Annotated in this window: 14 protein-coding genes; 4 read left to right on the forward strand and 10 right to left on the reverse strand. The window is 47.9% G+C overall.

All coding sequences use genetic code 11. From position 1 onward, the window contains the following. Window positions 1–7 precede the first annotated feature (7 nt). On the forward strand, window positions 8–1,471 hold the full coding sequence (locus tag K7R11_RS11385; protein WP_224490864.1) for a magnesium chelatase: 1,464 nt from the start codon (window positions 8–10) through the stop codon (window positions 1,469–1,471). A 44-nt stretch (window positions 1,472–1,515) separates the two neighbouring features. On the opposite strand, the gene K7R11_RS11390 is transcribed toward K7R11_RS11385, so the two are convergent. Continuing rightward, window positions 1,516–1,677 carry a hypothetical protein gene (locus K7R11_RS11390; RefSeq protein WP_224490865.1) on the reverse strand — a complete coding sequence of 54 codons (162 nt, stop codon included), beginning with the start codon at window positions 1,675–1,677 and terminating at the stop codon, window positions 1,516–1,518. A gap of 94 nt (window positions 1,678–1,771) precedes the next feature. After that, window positions 1,772–2,368 (reverse strand): hypothetical protein, encoded by a 597-nt coding sequence (locus K7R11_RS11395; RefSeq protein ID WP_224490866.1) that lies wholly within the window; start codon window positions 2,366–2,368, stop codon window positions 1,772–1,774. Between the two features lie 143 nt (window positions 2,369–2,511). Between K7R11_RS11395 and K7R11_RS11400 the strand changes: the two genes are divergently transcribed. From K7R11_RS11400 to K7R11_RS11410, 3 genes are read left to right on the forward strand one after another with little or no spacing between them, the layout of a single operon-like run. Next, window positions 2,512–2,997, forward strand: coding sequence for a biotin/lipoyl-containing protein (locus K7R11_RS11400; protein WP_224490867.1), 486 nt, complete (start codon window positions 2,512–2,514; stop codon window positions 2,995–2,997). 1 nt (window position 2,998) lies between these two features. After that, window positions 2,999–4,441: an acetyl-CoA carboxylase biotin carboxylase subunit gene (gene accC / locus K7R11_RS11405; protein ID WP_224490868.1), complete on the forward strand. Its 1,443-nt coding sequence runs from the start codon at window positions 2,999–3,001 to the stop codon at window positions 4,439–4,441. A gap of 3 nt (window positions 4,442–4,444) precedes the next feature. Further along, window positions 4,445–5,986 carry an acyl-CoA carboxylase subunit beta gene (locus K7R11_RS11410; RefSeq protein WP_224490869.1) on the forward strand — a complete coding sequence of 514 codons (1,542 nt, stop codon included), beginning with the start codon at window positions 4,445–4,447 and terminating at the stop codon, window positions 5,984–5,986. Window positions 5,987–6,043: 57 nt separating this feature from the next. Here K7R11_RS11410 and K7R11_RS11415 read toward each other — a convergent pair whose 3' ends face one another. The 8 genes from K7R11_RS11415 to K7R11_RS11450 form a co-directional block, all read right to left on the reverse strand. Next, the gene (locus K7R11_RS11415) at window positions 6,044–6,631 is read right to left on the reverse strand and encodes a superoxide dismutase family protein (RefSeq protein WP_224491202.1); all 588 of its coding nucleotides are present in this window, start codon (window positions 6,629–6,631) and stop codon (window positions 6,044–6,046) included. 69 nt (window positions 6,632–6,700) lie between these two features. Next, entirely contained in the window at window positions 6,701–7,918 is a 1,218-nt protein-coding gene (locus tag K7R11_RS11420) for a bifunctional alpha/beta hydrolase/OsmC family protein (protein WP_224490870.1), read from the reverse strand. Beyond that, the gene (locus tag K7R11_RS11425; protein WP_224490871.1) at window positions 7,915–8,616 is read right to left on the reverse strand and encodes a DUF2490 domain-containing protein; all 702 of its coding nucleotides are present in this window, start codon (window positions 8,614–8,616) and stop codon (window positions 7,915–7,917) included. The genes K7R11_RS11420 and K7R11_RS11425 overlap by 4 nt, the downstream gene beginning before the upstream one ends. Before the next feature lie 78 nt (window positions 8,617–8,694). Beyond that, on the reverse strand, window positions 8,695–10,635 hold the full coding sequence (locus tag K7R11_RS11430) for a S9 family peptidase (RefSeq protein WP_224490872.1): 1,941 nt from the start codon (window positions 10,633–10,635) through the stop codon (window positions 8,695–8,697). A gap of 22 nt (window positions 10,636–10,657) precedes the next feature. Then, window positions 10,658–13,864: a VPS10 domain-containing protein gene (locus K7R11_RS11435; RefSeq protein WP_224490873.1), complete on the reverse strand. Its 3,207-nt coding sequence runs from the start codon at window positions 13,862–13,864 to the stop codon at window positions 10,658–10,660. Window positions 13,865–13,949: 85 nt separating this feature from the next. Further along, window positions 13,950–15,587 carry a M1 family metallopeptidase gene (locus K7R11_RS11440; protein WP_224490874.1) on the reverse strand — a complete coding sequence of 546 codons (1,638 nt, stop codon included), beginning with the start codon at window positions 15,585–15,587 and terminating at the stop codon, window positions 13,950–13,952. A 100-nt stretch (window positions 15,588–15,687) separates the two neighbouring features. Beyond that, entirely contained in the window at window positions 15,688–17,025 is a 1,338-nt protein-coding gene (locus tag K7R11_RS11445; RefSeq protein ID WP_224490875.1) for a M28 family peptidase, read from the reverse strand. A 56-nt stretch (window positions 17,026–17,081) separates the two neighbouring features. After that, the gene (locus K7R11_RS11450) at window positions 17,082–19,298 is read right to left on the reverse strand and encodes a bifunctional alpha,alpha-trehalose-phosphate synthase (UDP-forming)/trehalose-phosphatase (protein ID WP_224490876.1); all 2,217 of its coding nucleotides are present in this window, start codon (window positions 19,296–19,298) and stop codon (window positions 17,082–17,084) included. Window positions 19,299–19,308: the final 10 nt, after the last annotated feature.

Below are 19,308 nucleotides of genomic sequence, written 5' to 3' on the forward strand. Positions count from 1 at the left end.
ATTGTTTATGAATATTGAAAAGATAAAGACCCTTGGTGAATTAAAAGCATCCGGGTACCGTTCCCGAACGGTGAAGGAAGAACTCAGGGAAAACCTGATAGCATGTATAAAAGAGGGCAAGGCCCCTTTTGAAGGCATACATGGCTACGAGCATACCGTTTTACCGGAACTCGAAAGGGCTATTCTTTCCCGCCATAACATCAATTTACTGGGACTAAGGGGCCAGGCAAAAACGCGGTTGGCCCGGCTCATGGTTGGTTTACTGGATGAGTGGATGCCGGTAGTGGAGGGGTCTGAAATTAACGACGACCCCCTGAATCCCATCTCCAGGTATGCCAGAACGCTGATAGCCGAGAAGGGTGACCAGACTCCTGTAAACTGGATTCACAGGAATGAGCGTTTTTATGAAAAACTGGCCACCCCGGATGTTACTGTGGCCGACCTGATCGGGGATGTGGATCCGATCAAGGCTGCCAATCTCAGGTTGTCGTACGCAGACGACAGGGTGATCCATTTCGGGATGATCCCAAGAGCCAACAGAAGCATTTTTGTGATCAACGAATTGCCCGATCTTCAGGCACGGATCCAGGTGGCGTTATTCAATATTTTGCAGGAAGGAGATATCCAGATCCGGGGATTTAAATTGCGGTTGCTCCTGGATATCCAGTTTGTGTTTACCGCCAACCCTGAGGATTATACCAACCGTGGAAGTATCGTGACCCCGTTAAAAGACCGGATCGGGTCGCAGATCCTGACGCATTACCCGGAGACTGTTGCCATTGCCAAAACCATTACCCAACAGGAGGCCAGGCTGGATGAGAACCAAAAGGAACGCATACATGTTCCTGAACTTGCAACCCTGCTTATCGAACAAATTGCATTCGAAGCCCGTGAAAGCGAATTTATAGACCATAAAAGCGGGGTTAGTGCCCGTATGAGCATTACCGTGTTTGAGAACCTGATGAGCACAGCCGAAAGGCGTATGTTGTTAAATAATGAGGAGAAGGGAACGATCCGCCTCAGCGATTTTATGGGTGTAATCCCTGCCATTACCGGTAAGGTTGAGCTGGTATATGAAGGCGAACAGGAAGGTGCCGAATATGTGGCCAACGCGCTTATCATGAGCTCTGTAAAAAGTCTGTTCCCGGATTATTTTCCCAAGATAGAAAAGCTTGAAAAGCCTGGAGAGGAAAGCCCTTACGATGAGGTGATGCAATGGTTCTTTGAGGGCAGTGGTTTTGAACTGGAAGACGACCTGGCAGATGCGGAATACAAGGTGCAACTCGATACGATACGGCCGCTGGAAAGGCTGCTCACAAAATACCAGCCTGAACTTCCGGAAAAGGACCGTCACTTTATGAAGGAATTCCTTCTGTGGGGCCTGGCAGGCCATAAAAAACTGTCCAGAAATCGTTTTGTTTCCGGATTACAGTTCAAGGATGTCTACGGCAATTACATCAGCAGACTTTAATTAAAAGAAGGTTCGGGGGGATGGACCCTCTGAATCTTTCCTGCTTATATCGCAGGCATTCCCATGCTGATCGAACTTAGCGCCTGATAGCAAAGTTCACCTATGGTATAAGCGAGATATACGCTTAATACGACCATGAGTATGGCAAAGAATGATTGAATTAAAATGCCGGCCTCCTCTTTTCGGTTTTGTTCTGCAGTTTTCATATTGGTTGGTTTAAGTGTTAATTGAGCGTTCAGCAGATTTTAGTTCAGGTTGGTATGATAGGGTTTGTGAACGGGGAGCCAAGGGTGCAGTACCTTAATATTCAACTACCTTATCCACAAAAAATATTTTTGAGTTTTCACCATTTTTCAATTTGTATTGTATTTGCCGGGTCGAACCGTCGCTAAGAATAAACCGCCTTACCAGGGAGGTTTCCACCACTGCAAATTCGTCTCCGCCCACATAGCCTTGCACCAGGTCGGGATCATCTTCCATGGGAGGCAGGTAAACCGGGGTCAGAGATTTTCCATTAAGTACAGAATAGGCGAAGGCATTACCTTTTTTAGCCTCGTCTGCAGTTTGGGTATACACCACAAGTTCCGGCCATCCATCGCTGTCCAGGTCTTCCGCTTCAGCCTTTACCACAACCCCTTTCGCCTGGGTTTTTAAAGGAGAATTATCGATCTCCAAACCGGAGGGAGTCACTACAAGAACATTCCCGTTTTGCGTTACTGTAAATTCTGTCCCGTTCATCGAGTAGGTTTCTGAAAAGGAAGTGATTTCAGGTGCAGTAGTTACCTCCTTTTCATCCCCGGTTTCAGGAACAGGACTTTCTTTGCTTTCCGGGTCTGTCTTACAGGCCATTACAAAAAGCAAGCTGATCCATACTACTTTGTGAGATTTTAACTGCATATACTTCTTCAGTAGTGATTTACAGCATTAAGTTAAGAAAAAATTAACAAATTTCACAGGTGTTTCCAGTGATCTGTCTAAAGATTGTAATGAACTTCCCATAAGATGGAAAGAATAAGTATATTTAAGTAAAACATTTGTTCATGGCTGAATTTTTCAGAGCCCGTGTTAATAGCACGTACGAATTCGATCTTTCCGAAACATCGCTTTCTGATATGGACCAGATCCGCACGGGTCCTGATGCCTACCATATTTTAAAGGATAACCGGTCAGTACATATCACCGTAGAATCGTCTGATTTTTTTAATGCCCGGTATACGATCCGGATTGAAGGTGAAACCTTTGAGGTGGATCTGGATACGCCTCTGGACCTGTTTATTGAAAAAATGGGATTTGCCGTGGCCGGGGACAATGCCGTCGACAAAGTAGCGGCACCCATGCCAGGCTTGCTGCTTAGCATTTATGTCACTGAGGGACAGGAGGTGGAAAAAGACACCCCTTTACTTGTCCTCGAGGCGATGAAGATGGAAAATGTGATCCTTTCCCCCAGGAAAGGAATTATTGATTCTATAATGGTCTCTCAGGGTACTTCAGTAGAAAAGGGAACAGTACTAATATCATTCCGCTAACATGAAAAAATTATTGATTGCCAACCGCGGCGAGATCGCGGTCAGGATCATTCACAGTGCCCATAAAATGGGAATAGCTACCGTAGCTGTGTACTCTGATGTCGACAGGGATGCGCCTCATGTGCAGCTTGCCGGAGAAGCATGGAATATTGGTGGTCCGGATTCGGCCTCGTCCTATCTGGATATGGATAAGATCATTGCTGTCGCTAAAAGTTCGGGAGCAGATGCCATCCATCCCGGATATGGATTTTTAAGTGAGAATGCGGCGTTCGCAGAACGCGTAACTTCGGAAGGGATCATTTTTGTCGGGCCTTCTCCGGAATCGATTCGGGTAATGGGGAGTAAGCTGGAGGCGAAGGCTACCGTGTCTGCCTATGATATTCCCATGGTTCCCGGCACTGAAGCGGCCATAACTGATGCCGAAGCGGCCATGGAAATTGCCCGTAAAATCGGTTTCCCCATTCTTATCAAGGCTTCTGCCGGGGGTGGTGGTAAAGGCATGCGCATCGTAGAGAAGGAGGGTGACCTGGCATCCCAAATGGAAAGAGCCATTAGCGAAGCAAAGGCGGCATTTGGGGACGGAGCCGTTTTTATAGAAAAATACGTAAGCTCGCCCCGCCATATCGAGGTACAGGTGTTGGCAGATACACATGGAAATACCGTGCATTTATTTGAACGGGAGTGCAGTATTCAAAGGCGTCACCAAAAGGTGGTCGAAGAAGCACCATCCAGCGTGCTCACGCCGGAGCTCAGAGAGAAAATGGGACAGGCGGCTATTCATGTGGCCAGGTCCTGTAATTATGTGGGAGCAGGTACGGTGGAATTTCTTCTGGATGCTTCCCATAATTTCTATTTTCTCGAAATGAATACCCGATTGCAGGTGGAACACCCGGTTACAGAGCTGGTTACGGGTAAAGACCTGGTAAGGTTACAAATTGAGATTGCGATGGGTCAGGAACTGCCTTTTAAACAGGAGGACCTGGCCCTGAAAGGTCATGCCATCGAGCTTCGGGTATATGCCGAGGATCCGCTGAATAACTTCTTACCAAGTACGGGAACCCTGGAGACCTATCAATTGCCCAGCGGACCGGGCATCAGGGTTGATAACGGGTTTAAGGAAAAGATGAAAGTTCCCATATATTACGATCCCATGTTATCCAAACTGATCTGTTACGCAAACGACCGTACCGAAGCCATCCAGCTCATGCTAAAGGCCATTGAGAATTACCGGGTGGAAGGCGTGGAGACTACGCTTTCTTTCGGAAGTTTTGTCATGCAGCATCCCGCATTTAAAAGCGGGGAATTTGACACGCATTTCGTAAAACAGTATTACGATCCTGAGGTTATAGCCCGAACCCGGGAATACAAGGCTCATCTAGCGGCATTGGTGGCCTTTAGTGAATACCTGAAAGATCGTAAGATCTTGAGATTACCAAACGCATAGGCTATGAAAGAAAAGATAGAAGCACTTAGAAATAAACTGGAAGCGGCCCGAAAGGGAGGAGGAGAAGCCCGGATCTCACGTCAGCACGAGAAAAAGAAGCTCACCGCAAGGGAGCGTATCGATTATCTTTTGGATGAGGGGTCCTTTGAAGAGATGGGAGCGCTGGTAACCCACAGGGCTACCGATTTCGGGATGGAGAAACAACAGTACTACGGAGACGGGGTCATTACCGGATATGGAACAATTGAAGGCCGGATGGTATATATTTTTGCTCAGGATTTCACGGTGTTCGGCGGAGCGCTCTCGGAAACCCATGCAGAAAAGATCTGTAAAGTTATGGATATGGCCATGAGAACCGGTACCCCTATGATCGGATTAAACGATTCGGGAGGTGCCCGCATTCAGGAAGGGGTAAATTCTTTGGGAGGCTATGCAGATATATTTCATCGCAACGTCAGGTCTTCAGGCGTTATTCCACAGATCTCAGCCATTATGGGGCCTTGTGCCGGGGGCGCCGTATATTCTCCTGCCATGACCGACTTCACCCTGATGGTGGAGAACTCCAGTTATATGTTTGTAACCGGACCTAACGTGGTAAAGACAGTGACCAACGAAAATGTAACGGCCGAAGAGCTGGGTGGCGCTGCTACACATGCGTCGAAATCGGGTGTGGCGCATTTTACGGCTATGAATGATGTGACCTGCCTGGATAAGTTAAAAAAGCTCTTGTCCTACCTGCCTCAGAACAACAGGGAAAAACCGGAAAAGATCCCCTATGTATCGGGTGAAGAGTACCGGGATATGCTAACTTCCCTTATACCGGATCATCCAAACCAGCCTTATGATATGCATAAGGTGATCGAAGAAATCATCGATACCGATACCTTCTTTGAGGTTCATGAGGAATACGCCGAAAATATTATTGTGGGCTTTGCCCGACTTGGGGGTCGCAGTATTGGTATAGTTGCCAACCAGCCCATGCACCTTGCGGGAGTACTGGACGTGAACAGCTCGGTTAAAGCAGCTCGTTTCACAAGATTTTGCGATTGTTTTAATATCCCGCTGCTGGTGTTGGTGGATGTCCCTGGATTTCTTCCCGGTACCGACCAGGAATGGAACGGGATCATTGTAAATGGAGCAAAGTTACTTTACGCACTTAGCGAGGCCACCGTACCCAAGGTAACCGTAATCACCCGAAAAGCCTATGGGGGAGCATATGATGTGATGAACTCCAAGCATATCGGGGCCGATCTTAACTTTGCCTGGCCTTCTGCCGAGATCGCCGTAATGGGCGCCAAGGGAGCCAGTGAGATCATTTTCAAGAAGGAGATCCGGGCGGCCGAAAACAGCGAGGCTAAACTTGCTGAGAAAGAGAAAGAATACGCGGAGAAATTCGCCAACCCCTATACGGCGGCGCAAAGAGGGTTTATCGATGAGGTTATTGAACCCCGGGAAACCCGGCGAAAACTGCTGAAAGGATTTAGTATGCTCGAGTGTAAAAAAGCTGAGCTTCCCCAACGCAAGCATGGCAATATCCCATTATAAAAAAGGTCCGGAAGCGCATCCGGACCTTTTTTTATTTTCTGTTATGCAATCGTAAAATTATTCGATAACGCCTCCGCAACTAACCCTGGCGCCTGCAGCACCACTGGGCTGGGAGGTAAAGTCGTCTGTACCCTGGTGTACGATCACGGCTTTACCGAGGATATCTTTTTTCTCATCCCCGCATCCGATACACCATTGGTCGGTCGCAAATTGAATAGCACCTTTCCCGGTTTCATCTGCCGTGAAATTACCGATATCCCCCAGGTGATAACCATCAGCATCTCCCCATTGGCCATGTTTGGCAAAGGTGGGATTCCAGTGGCCTCCGGTGGAGGTAGCATCGTCTGCAGAGCAGTCTGCTTCTTCATGAAGGTGAATGGCATGTTCGCCGGGGGCAAGCCCATCAAAAACTGCGGTCATACTCACCACCCCGTTTTCTTCTGAGAAAGTCACCTCTCCCTTTACTTCACTACCGCTTTTCGATTCCATGACTACCACTACCTCCCGGGCAGTTTCGGTCATGGGTTCGGTTTTCATCTCTTCAGTCTGGACCGCATCCTCCGTGGTCTCTTTTTTTTCATTCCCTTTACATCCTATAGCCAGGGTTAATACCCCTAAGGATAGTATTCCTATATACTTTTTCATGTTTGTCATACAAATGTTGGTTTTTTGTGTTAAACCCGAAGATACTAAGTAATACCGTTTTTCACAACATTATGACTCCCTGATACGGGTTTCTATATGATTTGGGGTTTCCAGCGATTTATGAACCGGACACTTATTTGCTATGACCAAAATTCGTTTCATCTGTTCAGGGTCCAGGTCACCTTCGATCTGAATTTCCCTCTGAAAATGATCGATCCTCGCATTCGGGTCTGTACATACTTCGCAGTCCTCCCCATGTTTTCTGCTGTGAGACACAAAGACATTAATGCGTTCTACCTTCCAGTCTTTGCGATCCAGATACATTCGCAGGGTCATTGCCGTACAGCTGGCCAGGGCTGCCGCCAGGAGGTCGTATGGGGTGGGCCCCAGGTTGGCACCGCCGTACGCCTCAGGTTCATCTGCAAGCATATAGGTGTCGCCTGCGAACATTTGCGTCGTGAATTTATCGTCAGGGTCCAGGCTTGCCGCCACCTGGTGGTCGGTTTGTTTTACGGGGATTTCAGGTCTGGGGATGTATCGGCTGGCCCAGCTCCCGATAAGTTTTCCGGCATAAAGCGAGTCTTTCTTATCGCTTAGTAAATGGTCGGCCCCATCGAGGGAAACAAAGCTTTTTGAATGCCGGGCGGCTTTATACAATTCCCGGGCATTTTTGATGTTCACAATGCTATCCTGGGGTGAGTGCATGATCAAAAGAGGGGTTCCCGGGGCTTTACTGACTCCATTTTCAGACATGTTCTCCAGGTCATCCAGAAACTGTTTTCTTATGGTGAAGTCACGTCCCCCAATATTGATAAGGGCTTTTCCCGTTTCAAGGATACTGTCTTTGCCTTCTTTTAGCAGATGAACTACATGTGAAGGATGAGATGGTGCTCCGATGGCTACCACGGCTTTTACAGAAGGGATTTTTGAGGAAGCAACCAGGACAGCGGCTCCGCCAAGAGAATGACCCACAAGCAGGGCCGGAGCGCTGAATTGCCGTTCAAGCATTTCGGCGGCGTCTTCCAGGTCGTTTATATTTGCCGAAAAGTTGGTGTTGGAAAAATCACCTTCGCTATTTCCCAGGCCTGTAAAATCAAACCGCAATACGGCAAACCCCTCAGAAGTTAAACCACGACTGATGTTTTTTACCGCAGGGAAATTTTTGCTGCACGTAAAGCAATGGGCAAAAATAGCCCAGGCATGGGGTTTTTGGTCAGGTGGCAGATCAATCCTTCCGGAGAGTTCAATACCGTCCCTGTTTTTAAAGGTCAAGGCTTCTGTTCTCATAGATTACGATTGTGCCGACTTCCGGAGAAATCAGGATTAAAGAATACAGCAAATTGCAGACGGTCGTAGTTGCGGCCCGTAAAATGGTTTTTCAGAAAGCCCAACTGCAGGCTGAGGTCCGGACGTAATTTATAACCCAGGGCCCCGTACAACCTGTTCTGGCCAAAGAGGGGTTGCTGTAAGTTAATAAATATTTCATCGTAAAAATTCAGAAACCACTTTTCATTCAGCGGATAGGTGAGTTGCAGGCGGTATCGGGCCCGATGCTGGGTATCGGATCTTCCGTATTGCTCGAGGAATCGCTGTTCGAGTCTGTAGCGGTGTTCAAATGCAATATCGCCCAGGGAGTTTTTGAGTATAAATTGCTGAAAGATCCGGTGTTCAAAACTTTTCTTTTCCCCTTCAAATTCTTCGAATTCCGTATCGGTGTCGATATAGGCGTAACCCAAAGTGGCTATGGCGTTTGCTGCAATATGGAAATTGGCTCCGGTACGCAGCAGCATCTGATTGAAATTACCGGCCACCTCGTAGTACCGGAATTGCGCCTCGGTATGAATACTCCATTTTTCCGAAATCCTGTTGGTTCCGAAATACATATACCATGCCCCCAGGCGGTCTTCTCCGGTATCCTGGGCAATGGCAGCGCTATGACCCGAAAGTAAAAGAGCCAGAAAAAGGCAGGTTAAGAATCTTTTCATCGCTTCACATTGTTATGGGTTAAAAAAAATCCTGCCTGTACCGGAGTACAGGCAGGACCTAAGTTGTTACATCCTGAATCAGGATTCCGGGATGTCTTTACTGTTCTTCATGTCGGGATCTGCAGGCTCCTTTTTCAGGTAGGTGTCCAGAAAGGTGAGGATAGATTGATATGCTCTGATCTCATTCTCCTTTTTATTAAATCCATGGCCTTCATCTTCAAAAAGTACATATTCCACAGGGACACCATTGGCTTTTACCCCTGCAACGATCTCATCCGACTCCACCTGAAGTACCCTTGGATCCTGTCCGCCCTGAAGTACCAACAGGGGTTTTGTTACCTGTTCGGTATGGAATAGCGGGGAAATGGCTCTTAGCCGTACAGAATCTGCAGAATTCGGGTCTCCCATTTCCTGGTACAAGGCATCCTTAAAGGATTCCCACCATGGCGGTATGCTTCTCAGGGTACGGATCCAGTTGGTTACCCCAAACAGATTGACCCCGACCTCGAATTCTTCAGGAGCAAAGGTCATGGCGGCCATAGTCATATATCCGCCATAGGAACCTCCCAGGATACCGATCTTTTCGGCATCGATATTATTTTGGGAAGCCAGCCAGTCTTTTCCGGCAATACAATCCTTCAGGTCTTTATCCCCGTGGTTCTGGTCATCCATGCGGTAAAAGGTCTTCCCATATCCGCTGCTCCCCCTGTTATTTACGGCCAAAACCGCATACCCGTGGTTAACCAGGTATTGAATGGTAGAAGAATAATTTTGTCTGGACTGGCCTCCGGGTCCTCCGTGAACCCAAACGATTGCCGGTACTTTATGTTCGGCAGTGGCTTGATGAGGTTCGTAATAGATGGCCGGAATCTCAAGGCTGTCAAAGGAAGGATATCTGATGACTTTTGCTGCTACAAGGTCTTCCTGGTTAATAGCCGGATTCAGCACGTCTGTTAACTGTTGTAGTGACCCGTCTTCAGGGTGGTAAGCCCAGGTGTTGGTTGGGGTGTGAGACCCGCCAACGCTTAACAGCATGCTGCTCTCATCTCTGGAAAAACGCACCCCGTTGATAAAGGCATCATCGAATTCCGGTAAATCCAGGGTTTCCCCGGTGTTTACCCGGGTAACGATCACCTTCGACCTGGCATCCTCGTTGATGCTGGTAATGCTGTAATTCCCGTCATGACTAAAACCAAAACCATTGATGTCCCAGTTTTCTTCTCTTACCTTCTCCCTGCTTCCGGATGCGATGTCATACTTCACGAGGTAACTGAATTCAGAGCCCTCGTCTGTGGTGTAGTACAAAGCACTGTTATCCGGTGCAAAATCCTGGGGACTATTCCCCGATTGGTTCTCATTGATCTGTACGGCCTCGCCGGTTTCCAGGTTCAGAAGAAACAAATCGCTATCATTGGTGTTGATAGGTTTTACATAGGCAAGGTATTTCTCGTCAGATGAAAGTGCACTGATCTGAACCCCCTCCTTATTGGTGAATACGGCTTCTGATGCATAGGTTTCCGTATCCATCTTAAAGAGGTCCATCTGGCGGGAATCCCTTTCATTACTCATGTAATAAAACGCATCCCCATCTTTACTCCATCCCCAGAAAAGCGCTCTTACTCCTTCAGCAGGTGTAAGCCGTTTAATTTCACTACTATCCTTGACAAAAATCTTGAAGATCTCATCCCCATTGTTGTCCATTCGGAAAAGTACCCTGTCGTCTTTTGGGAAATACGATATTCCCCAGGCTGAGGTACTGTCTGATTGTGTGATAGGTTCCGGTGCTCCTCCGGTAGAAGGAATACTGTAAAGATTGAAAATACCCGATCGGTTACTGGTAAGCAGTACTTTCGAATTGTCATGATTGAAGCCATTTCCCCAGGCCTCCTCGTTATTCATGAACTGCTCGATGCTGTACTGCGACACCTCCCGGTTATCAGTTTGAGAACCATCGGCCTTATCCTGCTTACAGGAAAACAGGATAAGACTCAATAGTGTGGTGTAAAAAAAAGATTTCATAATTTATTGGTTTTCAGCTACTCTAATCTAAGGAAAAAGTTTTAATCTCCTTAAATCTTTCGATATTTGTAGCTTCCATTTTTTCGCGATAAGCCGGCCAGTCATTCTTGTAGAACGCATTGGTGTGCTGTACCGTCTGGTCGAGAGCATCCTCAGCCTGTTTCATCAATTGGGTTTCCGTGTCGGTGATACCGGTCTTTCTGCTGCTCACATACCCTGAAGCCAGGCGGATTCGCGAGGTTACCGTAGGGTCATTGTTACGGGTAATTCCCTGGCGTTTGTCTTCTTTGCCAAAGATCTCATCAAGGATACTGTCAATCTTCTTAACGATCTCTTCTGAAGCTTCGATCTCTTCCTTAAAGGCCTCCTTATCTTCTTTCTTAAAATCATTTTTAAAAGATTCAGCTGTTTTTCGGCTCTCCAGCAGTTGCTGACTAAGGTCGGCAGTGAGTTGCTGCCAGGTTTCCAGCTGTTGTCCGGCCTGGTATACTTCTTCCAGGTCTGCCATATCATAGTCGATACGTGGATCGGTCTTTACTTCAATGCTGTTTTCAGAGACCTGGTCACCGTAGGTGAGTCTGAGGTTATAGGTGCCTGGAAGGACTTTTACACCTCCTGGTTCGCGGTTTGATTTGCGTATCCGGCGTGCAGGGCGGTCTGCGCCTTTTTCATCCAGATTCCAAAACATTCTGTGAATTCCCTTTTCTTCAGGGGCTTTTTGCTTCAGGGTTCTGATGAGCTTGTCACCTTTAAAGATCTCCAGGGTCAGGCTGTCCCATTTTACTTCGTTCTCTTGTTGTTCCTGAGTTTCTTCTCCTGTTTCTTTCTCGTTTTTATTTTCATCCGCTTTTTTGGCAGGAGGATTTATGAAGAAGGAGATCATGGCACCGTCCTGTTTGTTTTCTCCGGCGAACATGGCATCTGCCCCGAACCGGCTTCCTGTGGGTTGCTGGTAGGCTGCATCATATGCTGCCGGCGGGGTGAACAAGGCGATCTTACCGTTGAGGACATCTTTATTTGCTGCGATCTCCCTTAGCGGGCGGATGTCATCCAATACCCAGGCTGCACGGCCAAAGGTACCGATAACCAGGTCGCCTTCACGTTCCTGTATCGCCAGGTCCTTGGTGGATACCGAAGGGAAGCCCTCGGTCCACTTTTGCCAGTCTTCCCCGGCGTTTAAGGACAAATAGAGCCCGTCATCGGTGCCCATGAACATCAGTTTCGGTTCTTCGGGATCTTCAATGATCGAAAGAGCGTAGCTTTTTACATCGTTTTCATCCACGATACGTTCCCAGGATTTTCCGTAATTCTTCGTTCTGTAGGCATAAGGGGTGTAGTTGTACCTGCGATAGTCATTAGCAACAAGCAAGGCTTCCCCTTTATTGGTCTTTGAGGCTTTGATCTGAACGATCCAGCTGCCCTGTGGCAGTCCTTTGATGTTTTTGGTAACCTCGTTCCAGCTTTCACCGCCGTTGGTGGTATAATGCACCCTTCCGTCATCGGTACCTGCCCAAAGCATATCTTTTTCAACCGGGGAAGGCTCAATAACCAGGATCGTGGTATAATTTTCTGCTCCTGTAGCATCCAGGGTGAGTCCTCCACTCTCATCCTGCTTTTGCTTTTCAGGATCATTGGTGGTTAAATCCGGGGAGATCACCTCCCAGGTCAGTCCTTTGTCTGTGCTCTTGTGCACGAACTGGCTGCCGAAGTAGACCGTAGACGGGTCGAACGGATCCTGACCGATAGCTGCATTCCAGTTGAACCGGAGTTTCATCTCCGGATCCGGGTGGGTGGGTCGAACGGTGTAGTTATTTCCGGTTTCTGCATCGTATCGCGAGACATAACCCTGCTGGCTCATCGCATAACCGTATCGGGGGTCGTTTTGATCGGGAACCACATCAAAGCCATCTCCAAAGGCGATTTCCTGCCAGTAGGAATTGCGAATGCCCTGGTCTTTCCATACATAGGCAGGACCCTTCCATGAACCGTTGTCCTGCATTCCTCCGTAAACATTGTATGGAAAGTCGTTATCGGTACTGATGTGGTAGAACTGCGCCACAGGAATGTTTCCTATGAATCTCCAGGTCTTCCCTCCGTCGTGAGTGATGTTGAGTCCACCGTCGTTTCCATCCATCATAAAACTACCGTCTTCCGGGTGAATCCACCAGGCGTGGTGATCCGGGTGTACCCCGTTACTCACACCATAGGCCGGCATCAGGGCATCAAAACTTTTTCCTCCGTCTTCTGATACATTCACATAAGTAAAGATGGAGTAGAGGCGATTTTCATTTTCCGGGTCAACCGCCAGGTCGGAATAATAGAAGGGACGGTTACCGATCTCCTCCTTATCGTTCACTTTTTTCCATTTAAAACCACCATCCGTACTTTTGTAAAGGGCGTTCTTTTTAGATTCAATCAGGGCATAGACAATATTGGGCTTGTTCCTGGCCATGGCCAGTCCGATACGTCCGAGTTCTCCCTTGGGAAGTCCGTCTTTCTCCGTGAGTTTTTTCCAGTTTTTACCTCCGTCATGCGTGAGATAGAGACCACTGCCTTCTCCTCCGGATTTAAAAAACCAGGGGTCTCTTTTGTGTTCCCACATGGCGGCTATAAGTTTATTGGGATTCGAAGGATCCATGATCAGTTCTGCAGCTCCTGTTCTGTTATTTACAAAAAGGATCTTTTCCCAGCTCTGTCCGCCGTCAGTAGTTTTATAAATACCGCGTTCCGGATGCTCTCCCCAGGGAGATCCTATCGCAGCCACGTACACGGTGTTGGGATTTTCAGGGTCAATGATCACCCGGTGGATATGACGGGTTTCTTCCAGACCCATGGAGGTCCATGATTTCCCTCCGTCGAGTGATTTGTAAATACCGTACCCACCGTTGAGACTGTTTCTGGGGTTACCTTCTCCGGTACCTACCCAGATCACAGAGGGATTGGATTGCTGAATGGCTACTGCCCCGATAGATGCGGTAACCTCCTTTTCGAAAACAGGTTCCCATTTGATGCCTCCGGAAGTAGATTTCCACAATCCTCCGGAAGCGGTACCCACGTACATAATATCCGGGTTTTCTGTAACCACATCAATGGTGGTGACACGTCCGCTCATCCCGCCCGGACCAATATTTCTGGGTTTCATGTCCTGAACCAGGTCCATTGAAAAATCCTGGGCAAAACACATAAGTGATGCGAAGAGCATCACTCCTGTAGTAAAAAAGTTTCTCATAGAGTAAGATTCGTTATTTTTTCAGCACTAAAATAACGAAAACTCCTGCAGTAACTCTTAAAGACCTGTTAAGGGATGCTGCGAATTACAATTGTTTGCTCACCACCAGGTAGTCGCGGTCTACGGTGAATGAAGCCACCTTCTCTGTAAGTGGCATTTCTTTCCAGGTGGCGGTGGGGAAGATCCAGTCGGTGTGGCCGTTGAGGGTTACTTCCAGCGGCATATCGAATCCATTGACAATGTCGGTATAGCGGTAGCGCAGGGTATTGCCCTGTAATTCGTATTCAAATACGGGGATACGGGTGTCTCTGAGATACTGGTTGAAAAAAGCGGAAAGGTCTTTTCCGGTTTTTTCCGACAGGTAAGCTTCCACCTGGGCAGAACTCACGGTTTGATGGTAAAAGTCTTTATTCAATCCTCTTAGAATGTTGCGCCACTGTTGGTCGTCTTCCACCAGTTGCCGCAGGGTGTGCAGCATATTGGCCCCCTTGTAATACATATCGCCGGAGCCCTCATGATTTACATGGTAAACGCCAATAATGGGTTTGTCGTTCAGGATATTCTTCCGGGTTCCGGTAACATAGTCGGCACCGGCCTCTTTTCCGTGAAAATATTCCACGAAAAGGCTTTCGGAATAAGCGGTAAAGCTCTCGTGGATCCACATGTCTGCGATGTCAATATTGGTAATGTTGTTGGCAAACCACTCGTGTCCGGATTCATGCACGATTATAAAATCGAACTTGAGGCCCCAGCCCGATCCGGAAAGATCGGTGCCTCTGTAACCGTTCTGGTAACCGTTTCCGTAGGTTACAGAACTCTGATGTTCCATCCCAAGATAGGGGACCTCTACAAGTTTGTATCCATCTTCGTAAAAAGGATAGGGGCCAAACCAGTGTTCAAATGCTTCCATGGTTTGAGCAGCCTGTTTAAAATGTTCTCTGGCCTTTTCCAAATTGTAGGACAATACATAATAATTCATATCCAGCGGGCCTTTCTCTCCCTGGTAGACTTCTCCGAAGCCTACATAATCGCCTATGTTAATGTTTACCCCGTAATTGTTTATCGGATTGGTTACCCCCCAATGGAAGGTTCTTTTCTTATTGATTTTGTCGTGATCGATACCCAGCAGCCTTCCGTTGGAAACATCTACCAGGCGTTCCGGTACGGTCACACTGATCTTCATGCTGTCTGCCTCGTCGTACATATGATCCTTATTGGGCCACCATACACTGGCGCCAAGTCCCTGGCAGGAGGTGGCGATAAAATCCTCGTCATTGCGATCTTCCTTCCAGGATAATCCTCCATCCCAAGGGGCCCGAACCGCCTCTTTGGGGTGGCCGGAATAAAATACCCTGATCTCCTGGATACTGCCACTGTCTGCCACCTTTTCAAGATGAATGAAATGGGCATTGCCTTCAGACTCGACCTTAAGGGCTTTCCCTTCCTGTTCTACCCGGTCGATCTTCATGGGTTCCTGGAGGTCAACCTGGAGGACCCGTCCCGGTTTTAAAGCGGTAAATGCGATGAGATTACTCCCGGTGATCATTTTTTCTTCCGGTAACACTTCGATGTCCAGGTGGTAATAATTCAGGTCCCACCATTCCCGTTCAGGGGTTATACTCCCTCTTAGGGTGTCTTGTCGGGTAAACTGCTGTTCTTCTTTAAAGAGTTGTGCCTGGGTAAGCAGTGGAAGGATCAAAAGCAGGTAGCATATATTTTTCATAGGACGAACTTGTGTGCTGTAAAAATATCACATTCTTTTTATTTGACAGAAAAAAGGCCTTTCCGTGAAGAAAGGCCTTATGTTTTTTATGTATCAGGTGCTAGTCCCTGATGATACCTCCCGGAAAGCTCACTACGCTTTCATTGCCATTCTCATCAACGGCAGTTACGCCAAAGAAGAAATTATCGATTACGATCCCCTCCAGGGTATATGCTGTAACATCACCAACGTACCGGCTGTGGTCCCATGTTGGGCTGGTGGTATCTCTCCAGTAGATCTTATACCCGGAAGCGCCTTCTACCTTATCCCAGCTCAGTTTGGCTGCGGGTTCCACGATGCCTCCGATCTTCACATTATCCGGTGCAGGAGGCGCCCAGGCAATGGAGGCGAGATTGATAGCATTCACTGCGGTGAGTTTGGCAGCATATTCAAAATTGACGTGTTTTACCACATCGCCATACTCAATGCCATTCTCGGTGCGCAGGTCCTGGTGTTGCTGGGTGTAATTCTCATGGGCTTCCATAATACGCAGTCCGGCAAAGCCGGCATCGTTAAAGGGGCGGTGGTGGCCCCCACGACCAAAACGGTCGAGCCTGTAAATGAGCATGGGGTTCATTTCCGGCATATAGGTCTTAGTGGTTCTGTACACGTACCTTGCCAGCTGGCGACTGATGCCGTCGACTTCCCCTCCGAAGAAACGTCGGGCGCGACGCTGCTGTTCGGTTTCCGTAGGTGGTACAGGTTCTGAAAAGATCCTGAAATCCCGGTTACTCACCACGCCGTCTACCCCCCGGATATTCCCGATCATGTCATTATTAAAAATGCCTATTATATTCCAGTTCTGCTCCTTGGCATAGGCGGCAAGGCCTTTACCACCGAACAATCCCTGTTCTTCCCCGGAAAGTCCGGTAAAGATGATACTATGCTCAAACTCGTAATCTTTAAGAACACGCGCGGCCTCGATGGTACCGGCCATCCCACTGGCATTATCGTTGGCCCCAGGGGCATCAGAGGTGTTATCGTTGGGGTCAGATACCCTGGAGTCGATGTCTCCACTCATGATAATAAAGTTGTTCGGGTACTTGGTTCCTCTTTTAATAGCCACCACATTCACTACCCAAACATTTTCAAAGATCCTGTCGTTACTGCCTTTTTCCACGAGATTCTTCTGGTAGAAAACTTCCAGGCAGTTGTTACAACTTTCTGAGATCCGGTCAAATTCGGCTTTGATCCAGCGGCGGGCAGCACCAATTCCCCTGGTATCGGAGACCGTATCGCTCAGGGTGTGCCGGGTACCAAAATTGGCCAGGATACGAATATCACTTTCTATTCTTTCAGGAGAGACCTGGTCTATGATCTCGTAGATTTTCGGGTTTAACTGGGCAGAGCTCCAGCAGGTTACCAGGATGGCAACAGCAGTCAATAGGTAAGTTTTCATGTAAGTTTTTTGGTTAAAAATATAAATTCCTTCAGAAATGACTTAATAAAGTGCGTTTATCTTATTCCGGGAAACTTCTCCAGCAGTTGGTGTACCTGTTCGTTGGTGCGCACATAGTACCTGGCTTTGGTTTTCTGATAGCCCACTTTAACCGTATATGCGTCTTCGGGCATCTCTTCAAACATATACTCGTCTGTCCAGTCGTCTCCAATAGCGAAGAGAAAATCATAGGTGTCGTTCTGCGAGAGTAGTCGGGATAAAGCTCGTCCCTTATTCACATTACTGCTTTTGATTTCGGTGACCTTATTGCCTTTCAGGACGCTGAGTTCATTGTTGGAGATCAGGCTGGTTAATACAGTATTGAGTTCCATCACCCTGATTTCGGCCAGTTCGGGGTCGGCCTTGCGGTAATGCCAGGCCAGGGAATAATTTTTTTCTTCGATAAAGGTCCCCGGGGTGCGGTCTACGAAAGTTTCCAGGATGGGCCTGATGTTTTCCATCCATTCGGTTCGGATTCGTTCCAGGGATTCCCATCCTTTTTCGGCAGTATGCAGCCAAACTCCGTGGTCGGTGATCATGGTAAACCCGTATTTCCCGAACCATTTTTCCAGGGTTTTTCGGTCGCGCCCGCTAATGATGACCATATCGTTACCCGGGATCTCATGGATCTTTTTCAAAAGGGCGATCAGGCGCTCATCCGGACCGGCATCCTCAGGATTATCCCTGAACCCGGTGAGGGTACCATCGTAGTCCAGCATCATTAGCGACCGGTTGGCGGACTTGAATTCGCCCAGCATTTTTTGTTCCGTTTCCTGGCTCATACGCTGGGCCACTATGACCTGTCCAAGATTTTGAGTGGCCTTAAGCGACCTGAAAAATTCTGCAGCCCATTTGTCGATGCTATACCTGCGCAGTCTTTTCTGGAGTACCTTATTGCGTTTTTTCTGTTCTTTAACGGGCATTTCCAGTGCCTGTTTGATACTGTCTGCCAGATCTTCAAAATTATTGGGATTGATGAGGAGGGCTTCGTTCATTTCCTGGGCCGCTCCCGCCATTTCGCTAAGAATAAGGACCCCGTCTTTCTTTACCCTTGTAGCGATGTATTCCTTGGCTACAAGATTCATTCCATCCCGTACCGGGGTGATAAGGGCCACATCAGAAGAGGTATAGAGGTCGATGAGGTTATGAAAGGGGAGCGAGCGGTAAAAGTACCAGATAGGTGTCCAGCTTACAGTGGCAAACTGCCCGTTAATACGCCCTACCAGCTCATCGGTTTCCTTCTTTAGCAATTGATATTGGGGTACGTTGGATCGGGAGGGTACAGCAAGCATCACCAGGCGTACCTTTTGCTTGAATTGGGGGTATTTGTTTAAGAAATACTCAAAGGCTCGGATCCTGTTCGGAATTCCCTTGGTATAATCCATCCGGTCTATGGAGAGGATAAGTTTGGTGTCTTCATCTGTCTGAATATGATCGTCGAGGCGTCTTTGGAGGTCGGACCGTTCCGAAGGCGATTTTTCCAGGTGTTCCCTGGCCGCCTCGTGGAATTTGTCATAATCAATTCCCATAGGAAAAGAATCGACCTTTATGATACGATCCTTGTAAACGATCTCGTTGAAATTAACCTCCAGTCGCAGGATCCTTTTAACAGAACTCAGGAAATGCCGTTCGTAATCATAGGTGTGGAAACCGAGAAGATCGGAACCCAGCATGCCCTCCAGGACCTCTTCCCGCCAGGGGAAGGTTCTGAAGATCTCGTATGAAGGAAAAGGGATATGGAGGAAGAACCCTATGGATATATCGGGTTTTGATTCCCTGATCAATTTTGGCAACAGAAGGAGCTGGTAGTCGTGAACCCAGATGGTATCGCCGTCTTCTGCATGGTCCAGCACAACTTTTGCAAATTTTTCATTTACGGTTTTATACGAATCCCAATAGTCTTTTTCAAATTCGGTATACTCCATAAAATAATGGAACAGGGGCCAAAGGGTCCGGTTGCTGAATCCAAAATAGAATTTATCGATGTCTTCCCCGGTGAGGGGTACCGTAGCACATTTTTCTTTTCTCACCGCTACTTTGACCTCCTCTTTGAGCTGGTCGTTCAGTTCTTCCTCGGTTAACCCGGACCAGCCGATCCAAAGGCCATTACCTTCGGAGTGTACAGATTTCATCCCGGTGGCCAGTCCACCAACACTGGGGGTGATCTGAAGTTGTTCATCCTGAAGTTTTACCTGAAGCGGCAGTCGGTTGGAAACAATAATGGTTTTACTCATAATACGCGAT

Origin of the sequence: Robertkochia flava, from assembly GCF_020166515.1 — a bacterium.
Lineage (GTDB): Bacteria > Bacteroidota > Bacteroidia > Flavobacteriales > Flavobacteriaceae > Robertkochia > Robertkochia flava.

What these genes read in the sequence shown, in the direction of transcription:
- K7R11_RS11385 (WP_224490864.1), top strand. Translation starts at nt 8, where the DNA reads ATGAATATTGAAAAGATAAAGACCCTTGGTGAATTAAAAGCATCCGGG.
- K7R11_RS11390 (WP_224490865.1), bottom strand. Translation starts at nt 1,677, where the DNA reads ATGAAAACTGCAGAACAAAACCGAAAAGAGGAGGCCGGCATTTTAATT.
- K7R11_RS11395 (WP_224490866.1), bottom strand. Translation starts at nt 2,368, where the DNA reads ATGCAGTTAAAATCTCACAAAGTAGTATGGATCAGCTTGCTTTTTGTA.
- K7R11_RS11400 (WP_224490867.1), top strand. Translation starts at nt 2,512, where the DNA reads ATGGCTGAATTTTTCAGAGCCCGTGTTAATAGCACGTACGAATTCGAT.
- accC (WP_224490868.1), top strand. Translation starts at nt 2,999, where the DNA reads ATGAAAAAATTATTGATTGCCAACCGCGGCGAGATCGCGGTCAGGATC.
- K7R11_RS11410 (WP_224490869.1), top strand. Translation starts at nt 4,445, where the DNA reads ATGAAAGAAAAGATAGAAGCACTTAGAAATAAACTGGAAGCGGCCCGA.
- K7R11_RS11415 (WP_224491202.1), bottom strand. Translation starts at nt 6,631, where the DNA reads ATGAAAAAGTATATAGGAATACTATCCTTAGGGGTATTAACCCTGGCT.
- K7R11_RS11420 (WP_224490870.1), bottom strand. Translation starts at nt 7,918, where the DNA reads ATGAGAACAGAAGCCTTGACCTTTAAAAACAGGGACGGTATTGAACTC.
- K7R11_RS11425 (WP_224490871.1), bottom strand. Translation starts at nt 8,616, where the DNA reads ATGAAAAGATTCTTAACCTGCCTTTTTCTGGCTCTTTTACTTTCGGGT.
- K7R11_RS11430 (WP_224490872.1), bottom strand. Translation starts at nt 10,635, where the DNA reads ATGAAATCTTTTTTTTACACCACACTATTGAGTCTTATCCTGTTTTCC.
- K7R11_RS11435 (WP_224490873.1), bottom strand. Translation starts at nt 13,864, where the DNA reads ATGAGAAACTTTTTTACTACAGGAGTGATGCTCTTCGCATCACTTATG.
- K7R11_RS11440 (WP_224490874.1), bottom strand. Translation starts at nt 15,587, where the DNA reads ATGAAAAATATATGCTACCTGCTTTTGATCCTTCCACTGCTTACCCAG.
- K7R11_RS11445 (WP_224490875.1), bottom strand. Translation starts at nt 17,025, where the DNA reads ATGAAAACTTACCTATTGACTGCTGTTGCCATCCTGGTAACCTGCTGG.
- K7R11_RS11450 (WP_224490876.1), bottom strand. Translation starts at nt 19,298, where the DNA reads ATGAGTAAAACCATTATTGTTTCCAACCGACTGCCGCTTCAGGTAAAA.